14 protein-coding genes are annotated in these 20,838 nt (G+C 71.8%); 9 read left to right on the forward strand and 5 right to left on the reverse strand.

What is annotated here, in order from left to right:
• Positions 1 to 233 precede the first annotated feature (233 nt).
• Complete coding sequence (locus tag ACIQTP_RS08035; protein ID WP_403397463.1) at positions 234 to 1,016, reverse strand: ABC transporter permease; 783 nt, start codon at positions 1,014 to 1,016, stop codon at positions 234 to 236.
• Complete coding sequence (locus ACIQTP_RS08040; RefSeq protein ID WP_403397465.1) at positions 1,013 to 1,981, reverse strand: ATP-binding cassette domain-containing protein; 969 nt, start codon at positions 1,979 to 1,981, stop codon at positions 1,013 to 1,015. Before ACIQTP_RS08040 ends, ACIQTP_RS08035 begins: the two co-directional genes overlap by 4 nt.
• Positions 1,982 to 2,045: 64 nt before the next feature.
• Here ACIQTP_RS08040 and ACIQTP_RS08045 point away from each other — a divergent pair, with 64 nt between their 5' ends.
• Entirely contained in the window at positions 2,046 to 2,774 is a 729-nt protein-coding gene (locus ACIQTP_RS08045; protein WP_403397467.1) for a TetR/AcrR family transcriptional regulator, read from the forward strand.
• On the opposite strand, the gene ACIQTP_RS08050 is transcribed toward ACIQTP_RS08045, so the two are convergent.
• From ACIQTP_RS08050 to hmgA, 3 genes are read right to left on the reverse strand one after another with little or no spacing between them, the layout of a single operon-like run.
• A complete protein-coding gene (locus ACIQTP_RS08050; protein ID WP_403398127.1) occupies positions 2,771 to 3,961 on the reverse strand; it encodes a type ISP restriction/modification enzyme in 1,191 nt (396 codons plus the stop codon). The two genes, ACIQTP_RS08045 and ACIQTP_RS08050, sit on opposite strands and share 4 nt — an antisense overlap.
• A 41-nt stretch (positions 3,962 to 4,002) precedes the next feature.
• Positions 4,003 to 4,752, reverse strand: coding sequence for a GntR family transcriptional regulator (locus tag ACIQTP_RS08055; RefSeq protein ID WP_402044009.1), 750 nt, complete (start codon positions 4,750 to 4,752; stop codon positions 4,003 to 4,005).
• Positions 4,753 to 4,780: 28 nt separating this feature from the next.
• The gene (hmgA, locus tag ACIQTP_RS08060; RefSeq protein WP_403397469.1) at positions 4,781 to 6,121 is read right to left on the reverse strand and encodes a homogentisate 1,2-dioxygenase; all 1,341 of its coding nucleotides are present in this window, start codon (positions 6,119 to 6,121) and stop codon (positions 4,781 to 4,783) included.
• A gap of 201 nt (positions 6,122 to 6,322) precedes the next feature.
• On the opposite strand from hmgA, the gene ACIQTP_RS08065 reads away from it, so the two are divergent.
• The 8 genes from ACIQTP_RS08065 to ACIQTP_RS08100 all read left to right on the forward strand — a co-directional run bounded on the left by ACIQTP_RS08065 (position 6,323) and on the right by ACIQTP_RS08100 (position 20,818).
• Positions 6,323 to 6,970, forward strand: a complete 648-nt coding sequence (locus tag ACIQTP_RS08065) for a nuclear transport factor 2 family protein (protein WP_403397471.1) — start codon at positions 6,323 to 6,325, stop codon at positions 6,968 to 6,970.
• Positions 6,967 to 7,584, forward strand: coding sequence for a TetR family transcriptional regulator (locus ACIQTP_RS08070; RefSeq protein WP_403397473.1), 618 nt, complete (start codon positions 6,967 to 6,969; stop codon positions 7,582 to 7,584). The genes ACIQTP_RS08065 and ACIQTP_RS08070 overlap by 4 nt, the downstream gene beginning before the upstream one ends.
• A 92-nt stretch (positions 7,585 to 7,676) precedes the next feature.
• A complete protein-coding gene (locus ACIQTP_RS08075; RefSeq protein ID WP_403397476.1) occupies positions 7,677 to 8,534 on the forward strand; it encodes a hypothetical protein in 858 nt (285 codons plus the stop codon).
• Complete coding sequence (locus ACIQTP_RS08080; protein WP_403397478.1) at positions 8,515 to 13,842, forward strand: caspase family protein; 5,328 nt, start codon at positions 8,515 to 8,517, stop codon at positions 13,840 to 13,842. The genes ACIQTP_RS08075 and ACIQTP_RS08080 overlap by 20 nt, the downstream gene beginning before the upstream one ends.
• A gap of 140 nt (positions 13,843 to 13,982) precedes the next feature.
• On the forward strand, positions 13,983 to 16,241 hold the full coding sequence (locus ACIQTP_RS08085; protein WP_403397479.1) for a molybdopterin oxidoreductase family protein: 2,259 nt from the start codon (positions 13,983 to 13,985) through the stop codon (positions 16,239 to 16,241).
• Between the two features lie 154 nt (positions 16,242 to 16,395).
• Entirely contained in the window at positions 16,396 to 17,832 is a 1,437-nt protein-coding gene (locus ACIQTP_RS08090) for a CitMHS family transporter (RefSeq protein WP_403397482.1), read from the forward strand.
• A 176-nt stretch (positions 17,833 to 18,008) separates the two neighbouring features.
• Positions 18,009 to 19,238, forward strand: a complete 1,230-nt coding sequence (locus ACIQTP_RS08095) for an MFS transporter (protein WP_403397483.1) — start codon at positions 18,009 to 18,011, stop codon at positions 19,236 to 19,238.
• A 236-nt stretch (positions 19,239 to 19,474) separates the two neighbouring features.
• A complete protein-coding gene (locus tag ACIQTP_RS08100; RefSeq protein ID WP_403397486.1) occupies positions 19,475 to 20,818 on the forward strand; it encodes an ABC transporter ATP-binding protein in 1,344 nt (447 codons plus the stop codon).
• Positions 20,819 to 20,838: the final 20 nt, after the last annotated feature.

Consider the following 20,838-nt stretch of genomic DNA (forward strand, 5'->3'; position numbering starts at 1 on the left):
GTCGCGCGGTACTCGAACCCGCGCTCAGGCGATCACACCGCCCCGGCGCAAGCGCTGCGTTCTCGCCGCCCGTCGTCCCCACGGCACGCAGCGCCGCCCCGGAGCGCGGGTGCACCTCCGTTCACCTTTTCGTGCGCCTCGTTCCCACCCGGCGGCGCGCGGCGTCTCCCGCCTCCCCCTCCCTCCGGCCCTCGGCGGTCGTCAACCCCGGATGTCGGAACACCCGTTGGGATTCATCGCTCCCCGGTCGCGTACCGGCGCACGGCGAGCGGCCCGAACACGGCGAGGATGACGGCGCACCAGGTCAGCGCCCCGGCCACCGGATGGGTCACCGGCCAGGCCCCCTCGTCCGGCACCGGCGCGTTCCCGAAGAGGTCCCGCAGTGCCGTGGTCACCGCGCTGATCGGATTCCACTCGGCCACCGTGCGCAGCCAGCCCGGCAGGTTGTCGGTGGGGATGTACGCGTTCGACAGCAGTGGCAGGATGAACGTCGCGCTGCCCAGCTGCCCGGCCGCCTCCTCGCTCCGTGAGGCGAGCCCCAGCACGATGCCGATCCATGTCGTCGCGAACCGGAAGAGCAGCAGGAGTCCGACGCCGGCCACCGCCCGGAGCGCCGACCCCTCGATCCGCCAGCCCACGGCCAGCCCGACCAGCATCAGCGGCACCGTGCCCACGGCGGTGACCACGAGGTCCGCGAGCGCCTGCCCGAGCGGCACGGCGGCCCGGCTCATCGGCAGGGTACGGAAGCGGTCCATCACGCCCCGGTGCGAGTCCTGGGCGGCCTGGAACATGCCGGTCATGATCCCGTTGGCGGCGGTCGCCACCATCAGTCCAGGCACCAGGAAGGCGCGGTACTCATGTCCGGGTGTCGCGAGGGCGCTGCCGAAGACGTAGCCGAAGAACAGCAGCATCGTGATCGGCATGGACTGGGTGAGGATCAGCAGCCCGGGATTGTGCCGGATCCGGCGCAGGTGCCGCCCCAGCATCGCGGTCCCGTCGTACGCCAATGTGCTCATGTCACAAGCTCCTTGCGGTCGGTGCGGCGTCCGGTGAGGCGCAGGAAGACGTCGTCGAGCGTCGGCGGGCGCAGGCTGGCGTCGAGCAGTGGCACCCCCGCGGAGTCGAGTTCACGGACGAGCCGGGGCAGGGTCAGGGTCGGATCGGTGGTCGCCGCCCCGACCGCGTGCCGCTCCGGGGCGAACGCCGGTTCGGAGCCGGTGAGCCGGTCGAGGACGGCCGCCGCGCCGGGCATCGCGTCGGCGTGGGCGACGACGACCTCCGCGTACGAGCCGATGAGCGCCTTGAGCTCGGCGGGCGATCCGGTGTGCGCGACCCTGCCGTGGTCCACGAGCGCGATGTCGTCGGCGAGCCGGTCGGCCTCCTCCAGGTACTGCGTGGTCAGCACCACGGTCGTGCCCTCGCCCTTCAGGGCGCGCACGGCCTCCCAGATCTGGTTGCGGCTGGCCGGGTCGAGCCCGGTGGTGGGTTCGTCGAGGAAGAGCACCTCGGGGCGGCGGATCAGGCTCGCCGCGAGGTCGAGGCGGCGCCGCATACCGCCCGAGTAGGTGGACGCGGGCCGGTCGGCGGCCTCGGCGAGCCCGAAGCGTTCGAGGAGTTCACCGGCGCGTGTGGGAGCGTCCCGCATCCGGTGCAGCCGTGCGAACAGCCGCAGGTTCTCCCGGCCGGTGAGGTCGCCGTCGACGGAGGCGTACTGCCCGGTGACCCCGATGGCGCCGCGCACCGCGGCCGCCTCCCGTACGAGGTCGTGCCCGGCGACCCGCGCGGACCCCGCGTCGGGCCGCAGCAGCGTGGTGAGCAGGCGCACCACCGTGGTCTTGCCCGCGCCGTTCGGCCCCAGCACCCCGCAGACGGTGCCCTCGGCCACCGCGAGATCGAGCCCACGCACCGCGTGGACGACCTCCCCCTTGGCTCCGAAGCTCTTCTTCAGACCTTCACTAAGTACGGCGTACGTAGTTGTCATGGGGCGACCATAGCGCACTACGTACGGTGTACGTAACTAGGATGGTGGCGAGGTGATCGACGACATGACAGGGCGCAGTGCCGTACCCGAAGTGATCTGGGCCCGCCCCGAGCGCGCGGGCCGTGGTCCGCGGGCGGCCTACAGCCGGGCGGACATCGCGGCCGCAGCGGTGCGCATCGCGGACGCGGACGGGCTCGACGCGGTCTCGATGCGGCACGTGGCCACCGAGCTGGGCTGCGGCACGATGTCGCTGTACAACTACGTCCCGCGCAAGGAGGACCTGTACGAGCTGATGGTTGACGCCATCAGCGGTGAGCACGAGCACTGGGAGCCGACGGGCGACTGGCGCGCCGACATGCTCCGGGTCGCCCATCAGACCCGTGCCCTCATGTACCGCCACCCGTGGCTGCCGCGCCTGATGTCCCCGGTCTACGGCTTCAGCCCCAACGCCCTGCGCTACCTGGAGCACTGTCTCGTCTGCCTCGACCCGCTGGACGCGCCGTACGGCACGAAGATGGAGCTGATCGCGATGCTCAACGGCGTGGTGACGACGTACGTCGGCAACGAACTGGCCACCGCCGAACGCGCCCGCTCCCTGCCCTGGTCCGAGGAGCAGGAGCAGGCGATGCGGATCGCCTACCTCGGCGGCCGGATCGCGACCGGCGCGTATCCGCGGATGGCGGCCGCCTTCACGCAGGACGCGGGCCCGATCGACCTGGAGGCGGTGTTCGAGCGGGCGCTGGGGCGGGTGCTGGACGCGTTCGAACCGAAGGGTTGGGTCAACAGGCCCTAGATCAGCGCGAACTGGCCCTCGGGGCCCTCTTCGTGGTGGTCGAGGACGGACGCGGGCCGATGCGCCGCCTCCGGAACGGGCAGCACACCCGCCTCGCGCAGCTCGGTCCGCGTGACCGGCGAGTCGATCGTCAACTCGGCCAGCTGGGGGCGGAGTTCCGCGAGCAGTGTCAGCACCGTGACGAGTTCCAGGAGCTCGGACGTCCAGGCCTGTGGCCAGCCGACGGGCCGGATCGCCTCCAGGGCGCCCGGCTCGGCCGGTTCCGCCGGCTCGGTCCTGGCCGCGAACCACTGCTCCAGTACGCGCACTCCGCCCACCTCGAAGTCCCAGGCCTCCGGCGGTACGGGCGAGATTCGGCCCTCGTCGAGGAGGAGGACCTCCTCGTCGCGGTCGTAGCGCACGTCGAGGGGGCGCGGCGGGAGCGGGGCGCGGACATAGGGGCGGCGGCCACCGGGGAGCTTGGGACGCTCGCCGTCGCGGCGCATCAGCCACAGCATCCGGCGCCCCAGCCCGACGCCGTGCGCCCACGCTCGCGGGTCCGCGGTGAGCGGGACGGCACACCCGTCCCGGCCCGACCGCGCGACCGCGACCGTCCAGGCGAGGACGTCGACGGGGTCGGGGCAGTGGCCGAGGCAGGAGCCGAGGTGCTCCAACAAGCCCGGCGCCAGATTCGGTTCGAGGCCCCCAGGGCGCCGGTGGAGCGGGCGGACACGGCCGCCGCGACCGGCGCTCAGCGGCAGCACGGACGCGACCAGCAGCACCGGCCCCGACGAGTCCGGCACCGCCGTCTGCTCCACCACGAACACCTGCCGCTCGTCGGCCACCCGCCACAACTCGGGGCGCGCCGCGTCGATCAGCCGGTGGTCCGGGATCAGCCACTGTTCGTCGAACGGGCCGTGCAGGACGCGTATCGGCTCCGGACAGGGCCCCGACTCGCGCTCCAGCCGGGCCGTCCCGCTGGACTGCCCGGGCAGCTGCCCGACGGCCGAGTGCGTCGTGCGCGAGCGCGTCGGGCCGAACAACGCCTCGCGGCCCTGTCCCTCGGCCTTCATCAGCGCGTCCCAGCGCGCCTTCAGGGACGCCGCGTCGGGCGCCGTCGGCCACCCCCGGCCCAGCCTCGGCGGTGCGACGGACCACGGCATGAGGTCCGCGAGCAGCGGAGCGTCGTCGTGCGTCACGCCCGGCATCGTACGACGTGGGCGGTGCGCGCCGGTCTCGTACGCCATCGTCAGTGGGCGTCGAGGGTGACCGTGAAGGAGAAGCGGTCACCGCGGTAGTGGATGCGGGCCACGTCCAGGGCGCGGCCGTCCTCGCCGTGCACGATGCCCGTGTAGTGCAGGATCGGGCTGAGCAGCGGCACCTGGAGCAGCCGGGCCGTCTCCGGATCCGCGAGCCGCGCCTCCACCGTGTCGGTGATCCGGCTGATGCGCACGCCCACCACGTCCCGCAGCACCTTGGTCATGGGCCAGCGCACCAGGTCCTCCGGGTCGATCCGGGCGGCCAGTTCGGGACGGACGTAGTTGCGCGCGTGGTTCGTCGGCTCACCGGTCTTCTCGTCGCCGCGCAGCCGGTGGTACGTCCCCACCTCGGCCAGATCCGGGAAGTGCTCGGCGAGTTCGGCCGGCACCGGCACGGTCCCGTGGTCCAGCAGCTCGGTCGTCATGCCCGACTGCTGCGCGACGATCGTGTCCACCGAGCCCAGCAGCCGCACCGGAGCGCCCCGTTGCGCGCTCGGCTCGATGAACGTGCCCCGCCGCCGATGGCGGGTGATCAGCCCCTCGTCCTCCAGCTCCTTGAGCGCCTGCCGCATGGTGAGCACACTCACCCCGTAGTGACCCGCCAACCGCTCCTCGGTCGGCAGACGCAGCGGCTCCTGGGGCGAGCGCCCGAGTATCGAGGCGCGCAGGGACTGCGACACCTGATACCAGAGCGGGAGTTTGCGGTTCAGGACGATCGAGTCCGGGGCGAAGGAGGTCACGAGGGATATCCGTACCGGTCGCCGACGCTCAGTGCAACGGGCGGAAGTGCCGCTGGAGGCCCTGCCACACGTCGTCGTACCCGCGCTGCAGATGCTCCGCGTGCGCCGCCTGCGCCGTGGCGGTCACCGGCCACCGGGTCTCGAACATGAACGCCAGTCCGTCGTCGATCTTCTGCGGCCGCAGTTCGGCGGCGCTGGCCCGGTCGAAGGTCTCCCGGTCCGGCCCGTGCGCCGACATCATGTTGTGCAGCGAACCGCCCCCCGGAACAAAGCCCTCCGCCTTCGCGTCGTACGCCCCCTCGATGAGCCCCATGTACTCGCTCATCACGTTCCGGTGGAAGTACGGCGGCCGGAAGGTGTCCTCGCCCACCAGCCAGCGCGGCGCGAACACCACGAAGTCGACCCCGGCGAGGCCCGGGGTGTCGCTCGGCGAGGTCAGCACCGTGAAGATCGACGGATCCGGGTGGTCGTAGCTGATCGTGCCGATCACATTGAAGCGGCGCAGGTCGTAGACGTACGGCACATGGTTGCCGTGCCAGGCGACCACATCCAGCGGAGAGTGGTCGTACGTCGCCGTCCAGAGGTTTCCGCAGAACTTGTTGACCACCTCCACCGGGCCCTCGACATCCTCGTACGCGGCGACGGGAGCGAGGAAGTCCCGCGCGTTGGCCAGTCCGTTGGCGCCGATCGGGCCGAGGTCGGGCAGCTGGAAGGGCGCCCCGTAGTTCTCGCACACATAGCCGCGGGCCGTCGGGCCCTGCCCGCCGTCGGACGCGGCGTCCAGCAGCTCCACCCGGAAGCGGACCCCACGGGGAATCAGCGCCACCCCGCCCGGCTCCACGCGCAGCAGCCCGAACTCGGTCCGCAGCAGCAGCCCGCCCCGCTCCGGCACGATCAGCAGCTCCCCGTCGGCGTCACTGAAGACGCGGTCCATCGAGGAGTCGGCGTGATACAGGTGCACGGCCATGCCGGTGCGCTGGGTCGCGTCGCCGTTGCCGCCCAGCGTCCACAGGCCCGCGAGGAAGTCGGTGCCCCGAGCCGGTTCCGGCAGCGGGTTCCAGCGCAGCCGGTTCGGGTCGGGCTCGGTCTCCGTGAAGGGCGCCGAGCGCAGCGCCCCGTTGTCCGTGCGTGTGAACGCGGGGTGCGCGGCCGACGGACGGATCCGGTACAGCCACGAACGCCGGTTGTGCGCCCTCGGCTCCGTGAACGCCGAACCGCTCAGCTGCTCCGCGTACAGCCCGAGGGGCGCGCGCTGGGGCGCGTTGCGGCCGTGCGGCAGCGCCCCGGGGAGCGCCTCCGAACTGTGTTCGTTGCCGAATCCGGTGAGGTAGGTCAGCCCCTCGGCCGTCTTCCTCGCGTCCCCGCTCATGATCGCTCCCTCGCGCCTGATTCCTATGCTTCACCGTAGGATTCAGTTTTTTCGCGCGCAAGAGGTACGCCGAGGTGCGTGGCCGGCGAACGCGAGGCGCCGGAACCTCCGTGCGGAGTACACCCCAGGGTCGGCGGCACGGCCCAAGAACCCGACTTCAGGGGGATCCGCCTGTCAGGGCGTTGTTCTAATCTCCCCGGCATGTCGTGGAAGCGTGGACTGTTCGCCGCGCTCGCGGTCTGCGTCCTGCTCGGCGGATCGGCGGGCTGCGGCACCGGCGCCGCACACGGGCGGAGGGACGCGGTGTCGCCCTCGCCCGTGGGCAAAATCCTGGATGATACGGACAAAGAAGGACGGCATTACCGTGAGGTCGACAAGAAGAGCGCACCCGAGGTCGCCATCGAGGTCCAACCGGCCTCCGACGACGGCTGGGACGTCCGCCTGACCGTCCACCGCTTCCGTTTCTCGCCCGCCGCCGCAAAGGCGGCGGCCGTGGCCGGGCGCGGCGTCGCGCTGCTGTCCCTGGACGGCCGGAACCTCGCCACCCTGCGCACCGCCGCGTACCACCTCACCGGCGACCTGGTCCCACGAGGCACCCACCACGTCACCGCGCGCCTGTACGCCGACGACCGCACGGTGTGGGCCGTCCACGGCAAGGCCGTCGAGAGCACGGCGGACATCACCGCCTCCGAGGCCGCCGCATCGACCCGGCCGCCGACACCTGCCTCACCTGCCTCGTCGCCCCCGTCGACCCCCGCGTCGACGCCGACATCGACGGCGAGCGGGGGCGGCGGCGCGGGCCCTGGCGACACGGGAGGTTCACCGGATCCCGGCGGAAAGGCATCATGAAGCCTGTGCCCCAAGCGACCCCGCTGCGCCGCGCGCCCGTTCAGCGGCGCAGCGCCGAACGACTGACCAGGATCCTCGACGCCTGTGCCGCCCTCCTCGACGAGGTCGGCTACGACGCCCTGAGCACCCGGGCCGTGGCCCAGCGCGCCGGCGTCCCCATCGGCTCCGTCTACCGCTTCTTCGGCAACAAGCGCGCCATGGCCGACGCGCTCGCCCAGCGCAACCTCGAGCGCTACACCGAACGCGTCACCGAACGCCTCCGGGCGACGGGCGCGCAGGGCTGGCGCGCCGCCATGGACGCCGTACTCGACGAGTACCTCGCCATGAAGCGCACCGCCCCCGGCTTCTCCCTCGTCGACTTCGGCAACCAGATACCCGTCGGCACCCGCGACGCCGAGCCCAACACCCGCGTCGCCGACCGCCTCACCGACCTCCTCTCCGACTACCTCGACCGCACCCCCGACGAGGACCTCCGGCGCACCTTCCTGGTCGCCGTGGAGGCCGCCGACAGCCTCGTCCACCTGGCCTTCCGCATCGCCCCGGAGGGGGACGCGCGGATCATCGAGGAGACACGGGAACTGCTGCGCGCGTATCTGGCACGGGTCTTGGACTGAACAGGGCCGGATACAGGGGATGTTGAGCTGAGGCGCGATTCCCGTACCCGTTGCTATGGTGATCCGAGGCAGCCGAGCGGGGGAGGCGCGGAGTGTCCCGGGTCGTGTGTGTCCATGGCATCGGACAGCAGCACAGCGGCGAACAGGAACAGCACTCCCACTGGTATCCCGCGCTCGCTGACGGCATGCACCGAGTCGGCGCGCGGCAACTCGAACCCGGGGACGTTCACTGCGTCTTCTACGGAGACCTGTTCCGGCCGCCCGGCCGGACCCTCGCGGTCCAGGACCCGCCGCTCGACGCCTCGGACGTCGGCGAGGGCTTCGAGACCGACCTCCTCCTCGCCCTGTGGGCGGAGGCGGCCCGCACCGACGAGGGCGTGACGCCACCCGACGCCCGTAGCCTAGCCCGCACCCCACGAGCCGCGCAGCGCGCACTGGACGCACTCAGCCAGTCCCGCTTCTTCTCCTCGATCGCCCTGCGCGCCCTCGTGCTCGATCTCCGGCAGGTCCGTGCCTACCTCTGCGGATCCGCCGTTCGCGACGCCGTACAACAACGGGTCGCCACCACGGTGACCCCGCGCACGGAGATGGTCGTCGGCCACTCGCTGGGCAGCGTCGTGGCCTACGAAGCCCTGTGCGCCCACCCCGAATGGCCGGTCCGCGCCCTGCTCACCCTCGGCTCACCCCTCGGCATCCGGAATCTGGTCTTCGACCGGCTGCGAGCGGGCGCGGGCGGGAAGCCGGGCGACTGGCCCGGAGCGGTGGAGTCCTGGACCAACATCGCAGACGAAGGCGATGTCGTCGCACTGGTGAAAGACCTGCGCCCCCTGTTCGGCGACGCGGTCCGCTGCCACCTCGTGCACAACGGCTCACGGGCGCACGACGCCACGCGCTACCTCAACACCGTCGAGGCGGGCCGGGCGATCGCCCATGGCTGTCCAGCCGGATGAGGGCCGGGCGCCCGACGGCCCGCCACGCCGCTACCTGATCACAGCGGCCGTCCCTCGCGTGCACGCACACCCCCACCTGGACCGGCCCGAACTCGCGGACGACGTCAGGCGCATCGAGGACCTGTTCGTCGGCCTCCTCGGCTACGAGCGGGCGGCCGTCACCGGACCCGATCCGACGAAGGAGCAACTCCTCAAGGCGCTGAGGACGTTCGCCGTGTCCGAGGAACGGCGCCCGGACGACTACGTGGTCCTCTACTTCGCTGGGCACGGGACCATCGCGGAACAGAGCGGCCGGCACTACCTCCTGACCGCCGACAGCGACCCCGACCACGACCTGCGAGGGACCGCGCTGCGCTCGGAAGACCTGGTCGGAGAGCTGTGGGACGAGACAGGGATCGAACGGCTCCTGGTACTGCTGGACGCATGCCACTCCGAGGAGGGCACGGACGCCGCCCTGCGCGGCGCGCTCACGGCCCGCCGTTTCCGACCTGTCACCGGCAAGACCGCGGGCAACGGGCTGGTCATGATCTCCTCCTGCCGCCGAAAGCAGGAGACGGCACCCGGGGCCCTGTCGAAGGCTCTCGACCGAGCCGTCCGCGACCGGGCGAACGCCGACCGGGCACCGGAACACCTCGACCTCAACAACATCCTGTACGCCCTCTCACAGGACCCGCAGCTGCCCGCCTGGCAGCAGCCGCGTACCTCGCTGCTCGATGGCACCGCCGGCCTGCCCCTGTTCCTCCCCAACCCCAGATACGTCCGGGGAGCCCGCGACCGCAGGGTCGACGAGGGCGATGAACTCTTCGCCCGTCTCGCCCGCCAACGTGACGACCGCAAGACCGAGGTGACCAGCCACTTCGACCCCAGAGCGCGCGGCACCGACGTCCCCGCCCAGGACGTCGCGCACTTCACCGGCCGCCATGCCGCGCTGCGCGCTGTCAACGCCTGGCTCTCCCCGGACCGGGCGGCCGAGCGGCTGTGCGTGGTCACGGGGGAACCCGGCTCCGGAAAGTCCGCCGTGCTGGGCCTCTTCACGATCCTCAGCGACCGGCGGCGCCGCGCCTCCCTGCCCCGGGACCAACTTCCCGCCGACACCGTGCCCGAGCCGGGGTCCATCGACGACTCCGTGCTCGCGAGCCACAAGTCCACCCGCCAGATCATCGACCGCATCGCCGCCGCGGCGGGAGTCCCCGGCGCACATTCCGTCGAGGCGCTGATTCCGGCGCTACAGCGCCGAGAACGGCTGGTGGTGCTCATCGACGCCGTCGACGAGGCACTGGATCCGCAAGGGCTCGTCGAAGCACTGCTGCTGCTCTCCGACGCCGAACTGGGACTGCCGCTGCGCCTGCTGATCGGAGCCCGACCCCATATCGCGGTACGGCTCGGCCCCCGCGCCCTGCGCATCGACCTCGACGACGAGTCCTACACGGACCCGGCAGCCGTCCGCGCATACGCCCACAAGGTGCTCACGGCTCCCGGTTCGACCCTCGTCGGTCACCGGCAGGATCACCTCGGCGCCATCGCGGACGCGGTCGCCGAAGCGGCGGAGCGATCCTTCCTCGTCGCGTTGATCACAGCGCGCACCCTCGTGCGGGAAGACCCGCCGAACGATCCGTACCACCCCGGATGGCGAGCCGCCCTGCCCAAGATGCCGGGCCAGGCCATGCAACGCGACCTGGAACGTCTCGGAGCGGACCGCACCCGGGCCAGGGACCTGCTGCTCCCCGTGGCCTTCGCACAGGGCGTCGGACTGCCCTGGGGCGCTGTCTGGCCACGACTCGCGACAGCCCTGGCCGGACGGCCCTACAGCGGAGAGGACATCGCCTGGCTCCTGGAAGTCGCGGGCTCCTATCTGGTGGAAGCCGAGGAGGACCACGGGTCGGTCTACCGCGTCTACCACCAAGCACTCATCGACTACCTGCGGGAGGGCGTGGACGCCCGGGCGGTCCAGCACACCATCACCCGGGTGCTGCGTGAGATCCCGCACCCGTACACACGCCGACACCTGGCCCGGCACGCCGCCGAGGGCGCCGTCCTCGACGAACTCGTTCAGGACGCCGACTTCGTACTCGGCTGCGATCCGGGGCAACTGCTGGCCGCACTGCCCTCGCTGCGCACCCACGACGGAATCGGAGCGGGTCAGGCGCTGCGCGACATCGAGGACATGCTGCGCGAACGAGGAGGGCGGGGCCCGGACCCCGAAGCACGGGCCCGGCTGCGTCTCGCGGCCGTCTGTCGCCGGGCGGACCGGCTCGCACGTACCTGCGACGAAGGTGAGCCACTGCCCTGGCGGGCACGCTGGGCGGTGTGGGATCCGCAGGAAGGCGCGAGGTCCCTCGCCGCTCCGCCCGCGTGCCCCGGCGTCGTCGTGCCCGTCGCGCACGGCGGTGCCCGCTTCCTCGGCGTCGTCGAGGGACCCGCCCCGCTGCGGCAGTGGGATCTGCTCAAGGGCGATCTCGTCTGGACCGCCCGGCTTCCGTTCGGGCTGTGGGAGGAGACGCTGACGGCGCTGCCCGCGCTGGGCTCGTACGCGGCCGTACTGTCCACCGACTTCGGCGATGTGCGCAGCGTGACCAAGCGGGTGCTCGGGAACGCGGCCGTGCCCGAGGCGCGGCTTCTGCACCTGTGGGAGCTGAGGTCGGGCCGGGGCACGCCGGAGACCTGGCGGCTGCCCGCCCATCCGGTGCTGGACCCGGAAGGAGAGGCGCGCGGACTCGTTCCCGCCGAGCAGGTGACGGTCGTCCAGGCGGCGGCCGACACGCCGGCGGACTCCGGCGTCCGCTATGCCGCGCTCCGCTTTCGCGGCGGCCAGGTCGTCGTGCACGAGCTGCTGCGGGGCAGCGGTCTGCCGGAGCCGCGCAGACAGTGGCGTCAGGTCCATCCCGCCGACGTGGCGCTGTACGAGCGGCTGCGGGAGCAGTCGGGGGCCGTCATCTCGGCCACGCTCGGACCCGCACTGCCCGAACGGGGCACACGCATGGAGCGGCCGCGCGGCACCCAGGTCACGCTGCCCCCCGTCACCTGCTGCGCGGCTCCTTCCGGGGCCGCACCGGGCGAACTGCTCCTGGGGCACGCGGACGGGAGCGTCACGGTGTACACCGTGGGGCGGCACGGCCTGCTTCGTATCGTGACCGGCCACGAGGGACCCGTCACCTCCGTGGAGGTGATCCGTTCGCACGCCGACGGCCCACAGGTGGTCACGGCGGGCCGCGACGGCTCGGTCCGGCTGAGTTCGCTGATCACGGGCGAACCCGTCAGAACGCTGCTCCACGGCTCGGCCGACGTGAACTCCCTCGCCGTGCACTGGGCGGGCAGCCAGTGGCTGGCCGCGGTGATCACCGCGGACGCCTCACTGCACCGGATCGACGTGGACAGCGGCCGCCCCGTGGGGCGCCCCCTGCGCGTCGGCACGGGCGAGGGGACCGTACTGACGGCACTCGACCTGCGGCGTACCCCGAGCGTCGTGGTCCAGACACCGGGGCGCGGTGTCCAGGCGTACGACCTGGAGACCGGAGAGCGGATCGGCGGCCGCACCGCACGCCACGAGGCCACCGCCGTCCGCATGGTGAACGGCACGGTGTGGGTGGGTGGTTCGGACGGCGTCATCCACTGCTGGCCCACCGAGCACGCCGCCAACGCCACCCGTACAGAGGCCCACGACGACCGAGTTCTCGCGCTCGGGGCGATCCGCGGCCCCGGAGGGGTCCCCGCGGTCGTCAGCGTCGGCCAGGACCACGTGATCCGCTGCTGGTCCGCCGACGGCACCCCCCACGAACTCTGGCACCGCACCGTTCCGCACCCCCACCCGTGGGAACTGCCCCTGTACGGAGCGGCGGCGACCGGGCGTACGTCGACCGGCCGCGATCTCGTGGTGACGGGGGAGTACGGGGGTCGCGTGCGCGTCCTCGTGCTGCGGGACGGACTCGCGGTGGCCGAGCAGGAGTTCACCGTCCCCGAGATCGTCACGGCCCTTTGCACCGGCCGGGTGCGCGGCCGCGACGTCGTCGTCGTGGGGACCGACACGGGACGCATCTCGTGCTGGGACGTCACCGCGGAGCGTTGGTACGCCCGAGGGCCACAACCGGACCGCGAGCGCTGGACGACGGCGCTGGCGCTCGCCCCCGACGGCTCCGGGCGGCTCGGAGTGGGCGCCGACGACGGCACCGTACGCGAATGGTCCCTGCCCGAGTGCCGGCCGCTCGGACCGGCGCGTACCGCACACACGTCACGTGTGACGGCCCTGTCCCATGTGCCTGGCCCCGACCACCCTCTGCTGGTCAGCGCGGGCGACGACCGGCGGTTGGTGTGCACGGGGCCGGCCGGCACGAGCGTGCTGCCCAAACCCGTGTCGGCCCTTGCCGGGGCCGACGGAGGTGTCCTGTGCGCAGACGACACCGGCGATGTCTTCCTGCTCCGGCACACCGAGGACGGCTGGCACACCGCTCGGTCCCTGGAGGCGGTACGGCCGGTCCTGACGGTCACCGTCGTCTCCCACGGAGACATGAACGAGGTGGTCGCGGGCGGGCCGGACGGCGAGCTGCTCATCCGCGACGGGGCCGACGGAACCGCCCGTGGCCGTCTGCGGTCGATCTGCGGGAGCGCGGTGGGGGCGCTGGCGACCGAGTACACGCCCGGCCCGGTGCTGCGGACCCACAGCGCGCGCGGCATCGTGGAGAGCTGGGACTTCGCCGACCCGGCACGAAGATGGCTCGGGGTGTCGGAGCTCAACCACCGCAGGACACCCGGGACCTGGGAGATTCGACTCGGGGAGCGCCGGGTCGCGGTGTCGTGGTCGGACTTCACGAGGAGAGTCGAGACCAGGACCGAGCCGCGGACGATGCTGAGGGAACTACTCAGTCTCTCCTGGTCCCTGCTCATCAGACGGCGCCCGGATCCGCGCTTCACCGCCCTGCGGCTCGAGGACCTCGACGACGGCGGTGTCTTCCAAGGAGACGTCTTCGGCTCGCGCGCCAGGAACGTGCTGGCGATGAACGACGCCCACGGTGCGAGCCTCCTGGTGGTGGGGCGGAGCCTGGTGCGGGTGTACGCGGTCGACCCGGGCGACCTCGGCCGTGCGCAACAGCTGACCATCCATCCGGTGCCCTTCGGCATACACCATGCGACGGTGCTTCCCGGACGACGCGCGTACGCGGTGGCGGGGGAGCAGGCCGGTGAGCTGGCCGTGTTCGGCCTGGACGCCGACGAGCCGCAGCTCATCGACATTCCCTCCGCCGTGACCGACCTCGCGGCGGGGCCCGACGGCACCCTGGTCGTCGCGACCCGCAACGGACTGGTCGTTCTCGACTGACGGTTCCGCAGACGGCCCACGGGCCCGGCCCTCGCGATTCTGCGACGTGACCCTCCAGAGCCCTCCCGCCCATCCGTACCGGTCGGTATGCTCGGCCCCAGTCCGTGTGTCACCGTCGCCACCGTCCTCCGGGAGGACCCGTGTCCCGCACCTCCGGCGCCACCCCCGACTCCCGCACCGCCCTGCGCGTCTGCCCCCTCTGCGAGGCCACCTGCGGGCTGACCCTCACCATCGAGGGCACCCGGGTCACCGGCGCCCGCGGGGACCGCGACGACGTCTTCAGCAAGGGGTTCATCTGCCCCAAGGGCGCCTCCTTCGGCGCCGCCGACGGGGACCCCGACCGGCTGCGCACCCCCCTCGTCCGCACGGACGGCGAACTGCGCGAGGCCACCTGGCAAGAGGCCTTCGACGCGATCGCGGCGGGCCTCGGCCCGGTCGTCGAGCAGTACGGCCCGCACGCCCTCGGCATCGTCCTCGGCAACCCGAACGTGCACACCATGGCCGGCGCCCTCTACCCGACCGTCCTGCTCACCGCGCTGCGCACCCACAACGTCTTCACCGCCTCCACGCTCGACCAGATGCCCAAACACGTCTCGAGCGGCCTGCTCTACGGCGACGCCAACGCGATCCCGGTCCCGGACCTCGACCACACCGACCACCTGCTCCTCATCGGCGCCAACCCCCTGGAATCCAACGGGAGCCTGTGCACCGCCCCCGACTTCCCCGGCAAGCTCAAGGCACTGCGCGCCCGCGGCGGCACCCTGACGGTCATCGACCCGCGCACCACCCGTACCGCCAAACTCGCCGACCGCCACGTGACCGTCCGCCCCGGCACCGACGCCCTGCTGCTCGCCGCGATGACGTACGTCCTCTTCGAGGAGAAGCTCGTCGACCTGCGCGACCTCGCCCCGCACGTCCAGGACGTCGAAGAACTCGCCACCGCCGTACGGGACTTCACCCCCGAGGCCGCGAGCGAGGCCTGCGACGTGGACGCCGACACCATCCGGGCGCTCGCCCGCGAACTCGCCGCCGCCCCCACCGCCGCCGTCTACGGCCGCATCGGCAGCTGCACCGTCCCGCACGGCACCCTCGCCAGCTGGCTCGTCGACATCCTCAACATCCTCACCGGCAACCTCGACCGCCCCGGTGGCGCCCTCTTCCCACAGGCCGCCACCGACAAGACCCCCCGCCCCGCCGGACCCGGCCGCGGCTTCGCGCTCGGCCGCTGGCACAGCCGGGTGAGCCGCCACCCCGAGGCCAAGGGCGAACTCCCGCTCGCCGCACTCGCCGAGGAGATCGACACCGCCACACCCGAGGGCAGCCCCGTCCGCGCCCTCATCGCCATCGCCGCCAACCCCGTACTGTCGGCACCCGACGGCGACCGCCTCGACAAGGCCCTCGACTCCCTCGACTTCATGGTCAGCGTCGACCCGTACCTGAACGAGACCGCACGCCACGCCGACGTCGTGCTGCCGCCGCCCCCGCCCTCGCAGAGCGCCCACCACGACTTCGCCTTCAACACCCTCGCCGTACGCAACCAGGTCCGCTACAACCGCCCCGCCGTTCCCCTCGAACCGGGCCGCATGGCCGAGACTGAGATCCTCGCCCGGCTGGTGCTCGCCGCGACCGGCATGCACGGCACCGACCCGTCCGCCGTGGACGCCATGGTCATCGACTCCACCCTCGGCAAGGCCGTCCAGGACCCGCACGGACCCGTCCACGAACGCGACCCGAAAGAACTCGCCGCACAGCTCACCGGCGAGAGCGGACCCGAACGCAGGCTCGACATGATGCTGCGCCTCGGCCCGTACGGCGAGGGCTTCGGCGCCCGGCCCGACGGCCTGAGCCTGGAGAAACTGCTCGCCCACCCGCACGGCATCGACCTCGGACCGCTGCGCTCACGTCTGCCGCAGCCACTGAAGACGCGCAGCGGAAAGATCGAGCTGCTGCCGGCGCCGATTGTCGACGATCTTCCCCGGCTGCGTGCCGCCCTGCGTGAGCGCCCGGCGGCGATCGTCCTCGTCGGCCGCCGCCATCTGCGCTCCAACAACAGCTGGATGCACAACGTCCCCGCCCTCACCGGCGGCACCAACCGCTGCACCCTGCACATCCACCCCGAGGACGCGGCACGCCTCGGCCTCGCCGACGGGGCGGCCGTGCGCGTCAAGGGCGCCGGGGGAGAGGTGGTCGCCCCGGCCGAGGTCACGGACGCCGTACGACGCGGGGTGGTGAGCCTGCCGCACGGCTGGGGACACGACCGCCCCGGCACCCGGATGAGCCACGCGGCCCTCGACCCGGGCGTCAACGTCAACCAGCTCCTCGACGGCTCGCTCCTCGACCCGCTGTCGGGTACGGCGGTGCTCAACGGGGTGCCGGTGGAGCTCGCGGTGTGCCCGTAGCGGGCCCCCGCTCACCGAGACAAGCCTGTGACCTGGAGTTTTGCGCTTATTGCTCGCGTGTCAACATCTTGTTAACGCAATCTTGCGCGACCTAACGTCAACGCACCGCCGGCCCTGGTGGGAGTTCAAGGGCGAACGTTAGGTAATCCAACTCATGCTGACCATCCTCGGCTTCACCATGATCGCGACCTTCCTGGTCCTGATCATGCTGAAGAAGATGTCGCCGATCGCGGCGCTCGTGCTGATCCCGGCACTCTTCTGTGTCTTCGTCGGAAAGGGCGCCAAGCTCGGTGACTACGTCATCGACGGCGTCACCAGCCTCGCCCCCACGGCGGCGATGCTGATGTTCGCGATCGTCTACTTCGGTGTGATGATCGATGTCGGTCTCTTCGACCCGATCGTCCGGGGGATCCTCAAGTTCTGCAAGGCCGACCCGCTGCGCATCGTGGTCGGCACGGCGGTCCTCGCCGCGATCGTCTCCCTCGACGGCGACGGCTCGACCACCTTCATGATCACGGTCTCGGCGATGTACCCGCTGTACAAGCGCCTCAAGATGAGCCTGGTCGTGATGACCGGCGTCGCCGCCATGGCCAACGGCGTGATGAACACGCTCCCCTGGGGCGGCCCCACGGCCCGCGCCGCGACCGCGCTGAAGCTCGACGCCAGCGACATCTTCGTCCCGATGATCCCGGCCCTCGCCGTCGGCCTGCTCGCCGTCCTCGCCCTCTCGTACGTCCTCGGACGCCGCGAGCGCAAGCGGCTCGGCGTGCTGACGCTGGACGAGGTCCTGGAGCCGGAGACCGAGACGGTGCTCGTCGGCGCGGGTGCGGGCGCCTCCGGCGACGGCAAGGGTGCCGTCGCGAAGAAGGCGGCGCGTACGGGTGGTTCGGGCTCCGGCACCGGCTCAGGCACCGACGCGGACGCCGATCTGCCCGAAGCGGACGACGACTTCCAGGGTCTCGACCCCCACCGCGCCACCCTGCGCCCCAAGCTCTACTGGTTCAACGCGCTCCTCACGGTCACCCTGCTCACCGCCATGATCATGGAGTGGCTGCCGATCCCGGTCCTCTTCCTGCTCGGCGCCGCACTCGCGCTCACGGTCAACTTCCCCCACATGCCCGACCAGAAGGGCCGCCTCGGCGCCCACGCCGAGAACGTCCTCAACGTCTCCGGCATGGTCTTCGCCGCCGCCGTCTTCACCGGCGTCCTCCAGGGCACCGGCATGGTCGACCACATGTCCAAGTGGCTCGTCTCCAACATCCCCGACGGCATGGGCCCGCACATGGCCCTCGTCACCGGCGTCCTGAGCATCCCGCTCACCTACTTCATGTCGAACGACGGCTTCTACTTCGGTGTCCTCCCGGTCCTCGCCGAAGCGGGCCAGGCACACGGAGTCTCGTCCCTGGAGATCGCCCGCGCCTCGCTCGTCGGCCAGCCGCTGCACATGTCCAGCCCGCTGGTGCCCGCCGTATACGTCCTCGTCGGCATGGCGAAGGTCGAGTTCGGAGACCACACCAGGTTCGTGGTGAAGTGGGCGGCGCTGACTTCGCTGGTGGTGTTGGGGGCGGGGATTCTGTTCGGCATCATCTGACGGGCGGATGGCGGCTGACAGATTCTGTCATCTGATATCTGTCATCTGAAATCCGTCATCTGTTATCTGTCGGCCGATATAGGTCAGCCGGTATCCGCCATCCGTCATCCGATACCTGCCACCTGTTATCTGAAATCCGTCATCTGTTATCCGTCATCGGATGGAGGGGTGTCCCCGTGGGGCCCGGTCGGAACCGCGGCTGGCTGCTGCGCCTCGTCATCGCCTTCGGCTTCGCGCAAGGGGCGGTGTCGATGGCCCGGCCCGCCGTCTCCTACCGGGCCCTTGCCCTGGGCGCCGACGAACGCGCCATCGGTGTGATCGCCGGTGTGTACGCCCTGCTGCCCCTCTTCGCCGCCGTACCGCTGGGCCGCCGTACCGACCGCGGTCGTTGTGCCCCGCTGCTGCCCGTCGGGGTCGTCCTCATCGCGGGCGGTTGCGCGCTCAGCGGTACGGCGGACTCGCTGGGGGCGATGGCTGCCTGGAGCGGGGTGATGGGCCTCGGACACCTCTGCTTCGTCATCGGCGCCCAGTCGATCGTGGCCCGGCAGTCCGCGCCGCACGAACAGGACCGCAACTTCGGCCATTTCACCATCGGCGCCTCCCTGGGCCAACTGGTCGGGCCGATCGTCGCGGGCCTCCTGATCGGGGGCCCGGACAGGGCGGCCAGCAGCGCGCAGGCCCTGCTCGTCGCGGGTGCGCTCGCCGCGGTGTCGTTCGTCTCGCTCTGGCGCATTGAGCACCGTACGGCCGCCGAGTCCCGTCCGGCTCGGGGCGACCGCGTGCCCGTGCACCGCATTCTGCGCGCCCGGGGCGTACCCGCCGGAATCCTCATCAGCCTCTCGGTGCTGTCCGCGACGGACATCCTGACCGCGTATCTGCCGGTGGTCGGCGAGCACCGGGGCATCGCGCCGTCCGTGATCGGTCTGCTGCTCAGTCTGCGCGCGGCGGCGACCATCGCGTGCCGGCTGGTCATGACGCCGATGCTGCGACTGCTGGGCCGGGCGGCGCTGCTCACCGCGACCTGCCTGCTGGCCGGTGTGCTGTGCGCGGGTCTCGCGCTGCCCGTGCCGGTGTGGGCGCTGGCCGCGATGCTGCTGGTCCTCGGCTTCTGTCTGGGCGTCGGCCAGCCGCTGTCCATGACGACGGTCGTGCAGGCCGCCCCGGACGAGGCCCGCTCCACGGCCCTCGCCCTGCGGCTGACCGGCAACCGTCTGGGGCAAGTGGCCGCACCGGCCGCGGCGGGGCTGGTCGCCGGGGTCGCCGGTGTGGCGGCGCCGTTCGTGATGCTGGGTGTGCTGTTGGTGCTGTCCTCGGGAATCGCGCTGCGCTCGCCGAGGAAGGCGCCCGCCGAGCGTGCCGAGCCCGTACGGCCCCGGGTGCCCCTGCGTCGTAAGAGCGACATCTGAACCTTCCCGACCGGCCCGACGACGGTGCGGCGAAGTGTGTGTAGGGCCGGTAGGTGATCGTCCGTTTCCTCCGCACCCGCACAGGGGCGGGAACCGACACGCCGGATCCCGCCGGGTGTCTTCCCCCAGGCGGTCGCGGTCCGTTAACTTCCGTGACTCATACGTCCCTTGCGGCCCGCTCGGGGCGTCTCGACCGCGGAGCGACAGCGCCCTTTGAGCCCCCGGGGGCACCCTTCATGACACGCGCCATCTCCCTGCACCAGGTCAGCAAGTCGTATACGCGCGGTGTCCGCGTGGTGGAGCGGCTGTCGCTGGACATCCGGCCGGGTGAGTTCCTCGTACTGCTCGGGCCCTCCGGCTGCGGCAAGTCGACCGTGCTGAGGATGATCGCCGGTCTGGAGGACGCGACTGAGGGCGAGGTGCGCCTCGACGGTGAGAACGCGGGCGATCTGCCGCCGTCCGAGCGGGACATGGCGATGGTCTTCCAGAACTTCGCCCTCTACCCGAGCATGACGGGCCGCGACAACATCGGCTTCCCGTTGCGCATCGAGACTCCCGGCGAGGACCCGCGTCCGCGTGTCGACGCCACCGCCCGGATGCTCGGCATCGAGGACCTCCTCGACCGTTTCCCCCACCAGCTGTCGGGCGGCGAACGCCAGCGCGTGGCGATGGGCCGTGCGATCGCCCGCCACCCTTCCGCCTTTCTGATGGACGAGCCGCTCTCCAACCTCGACGCCAAGCTCCGCAACCACCTGCGCGCCGAGATCGCCTCGCTCACCAGGGGGTTGGGCGTCACCACGGTGTACGTCACCCACGACCAGGCCGAGGCGTTGTCGCTCGGCGACCGGGTCGCCATCCTGCGCGGCGGCGTCCTCCAGCAGCTGGGCACGCCCCGTACGGTCTACGCGCTGCCCGCGAACGTCTTCGTCGCCGCCTTCATCGGCACCCCGCGCATCAATCTGCTGCGCGGCCTGGTCCGGGCCCCGCTCGACGGGGCCATGACGATCAGCCTCGGCAAGCAGTATCTGCCGCTGCGCGAGCCCTGGTCGGTGGATCAGCGGCTGCTGCGGGTGCAGCAGGGCCGCGAGGTCATCGTCGGGCTGCGTTCGGAGGCCGTCCGCCTGGCCAAGCCGTCGGACGCCCGGCCCGGCGAGGTGGCGATCAGCGGTCTCGTCGAGCATGTGGAGTTCCAGGGGCACGAGGTGCTCGTCCACTTCAACACCGGCTCGCGGCCCGCCTTCGTCCCGGACCTGGAGGCGCCGCGCCCGGTCCGCCCGGTCAGGCGCCGCCGTCGCGAGGGCTCGCTCCTCGACCGTCTCCGGGACCGCCGGGCCGGTCTGCGCGCCGGGCCGGTGGTCGACCTCGACGACCCCGCCGACGCGGGTCCCGCGCGCGACGACGAGATACCGCCGGAGGGCCGCCTCCCCGGCGACCTGGTCGTCCGTACCACCCCCGACTTCGACCTCCGTCACGGCATGCAGGTGCCCCTCCTCGTCGACCTCGCCCATCTGTTCGTCTTCGACCGGCACGGCGAACGCATCTGCCCCGCTCCGGCGCGGCTGCCGGACCTGGACGAGTGAGGTGAGCAGGGTGAGTCGCG

The sequence above is a fragment of the Streptomyces sp. NPDC090798 genome, from assembly GCF_044768965.1.
In the GTDB taxonomy this organism is placed as follows: domain Bacteria; phylum Actinomycetota; class Actinomycetes; order Streptomycetales; family Streptomycetaceae; genus Streptomyces.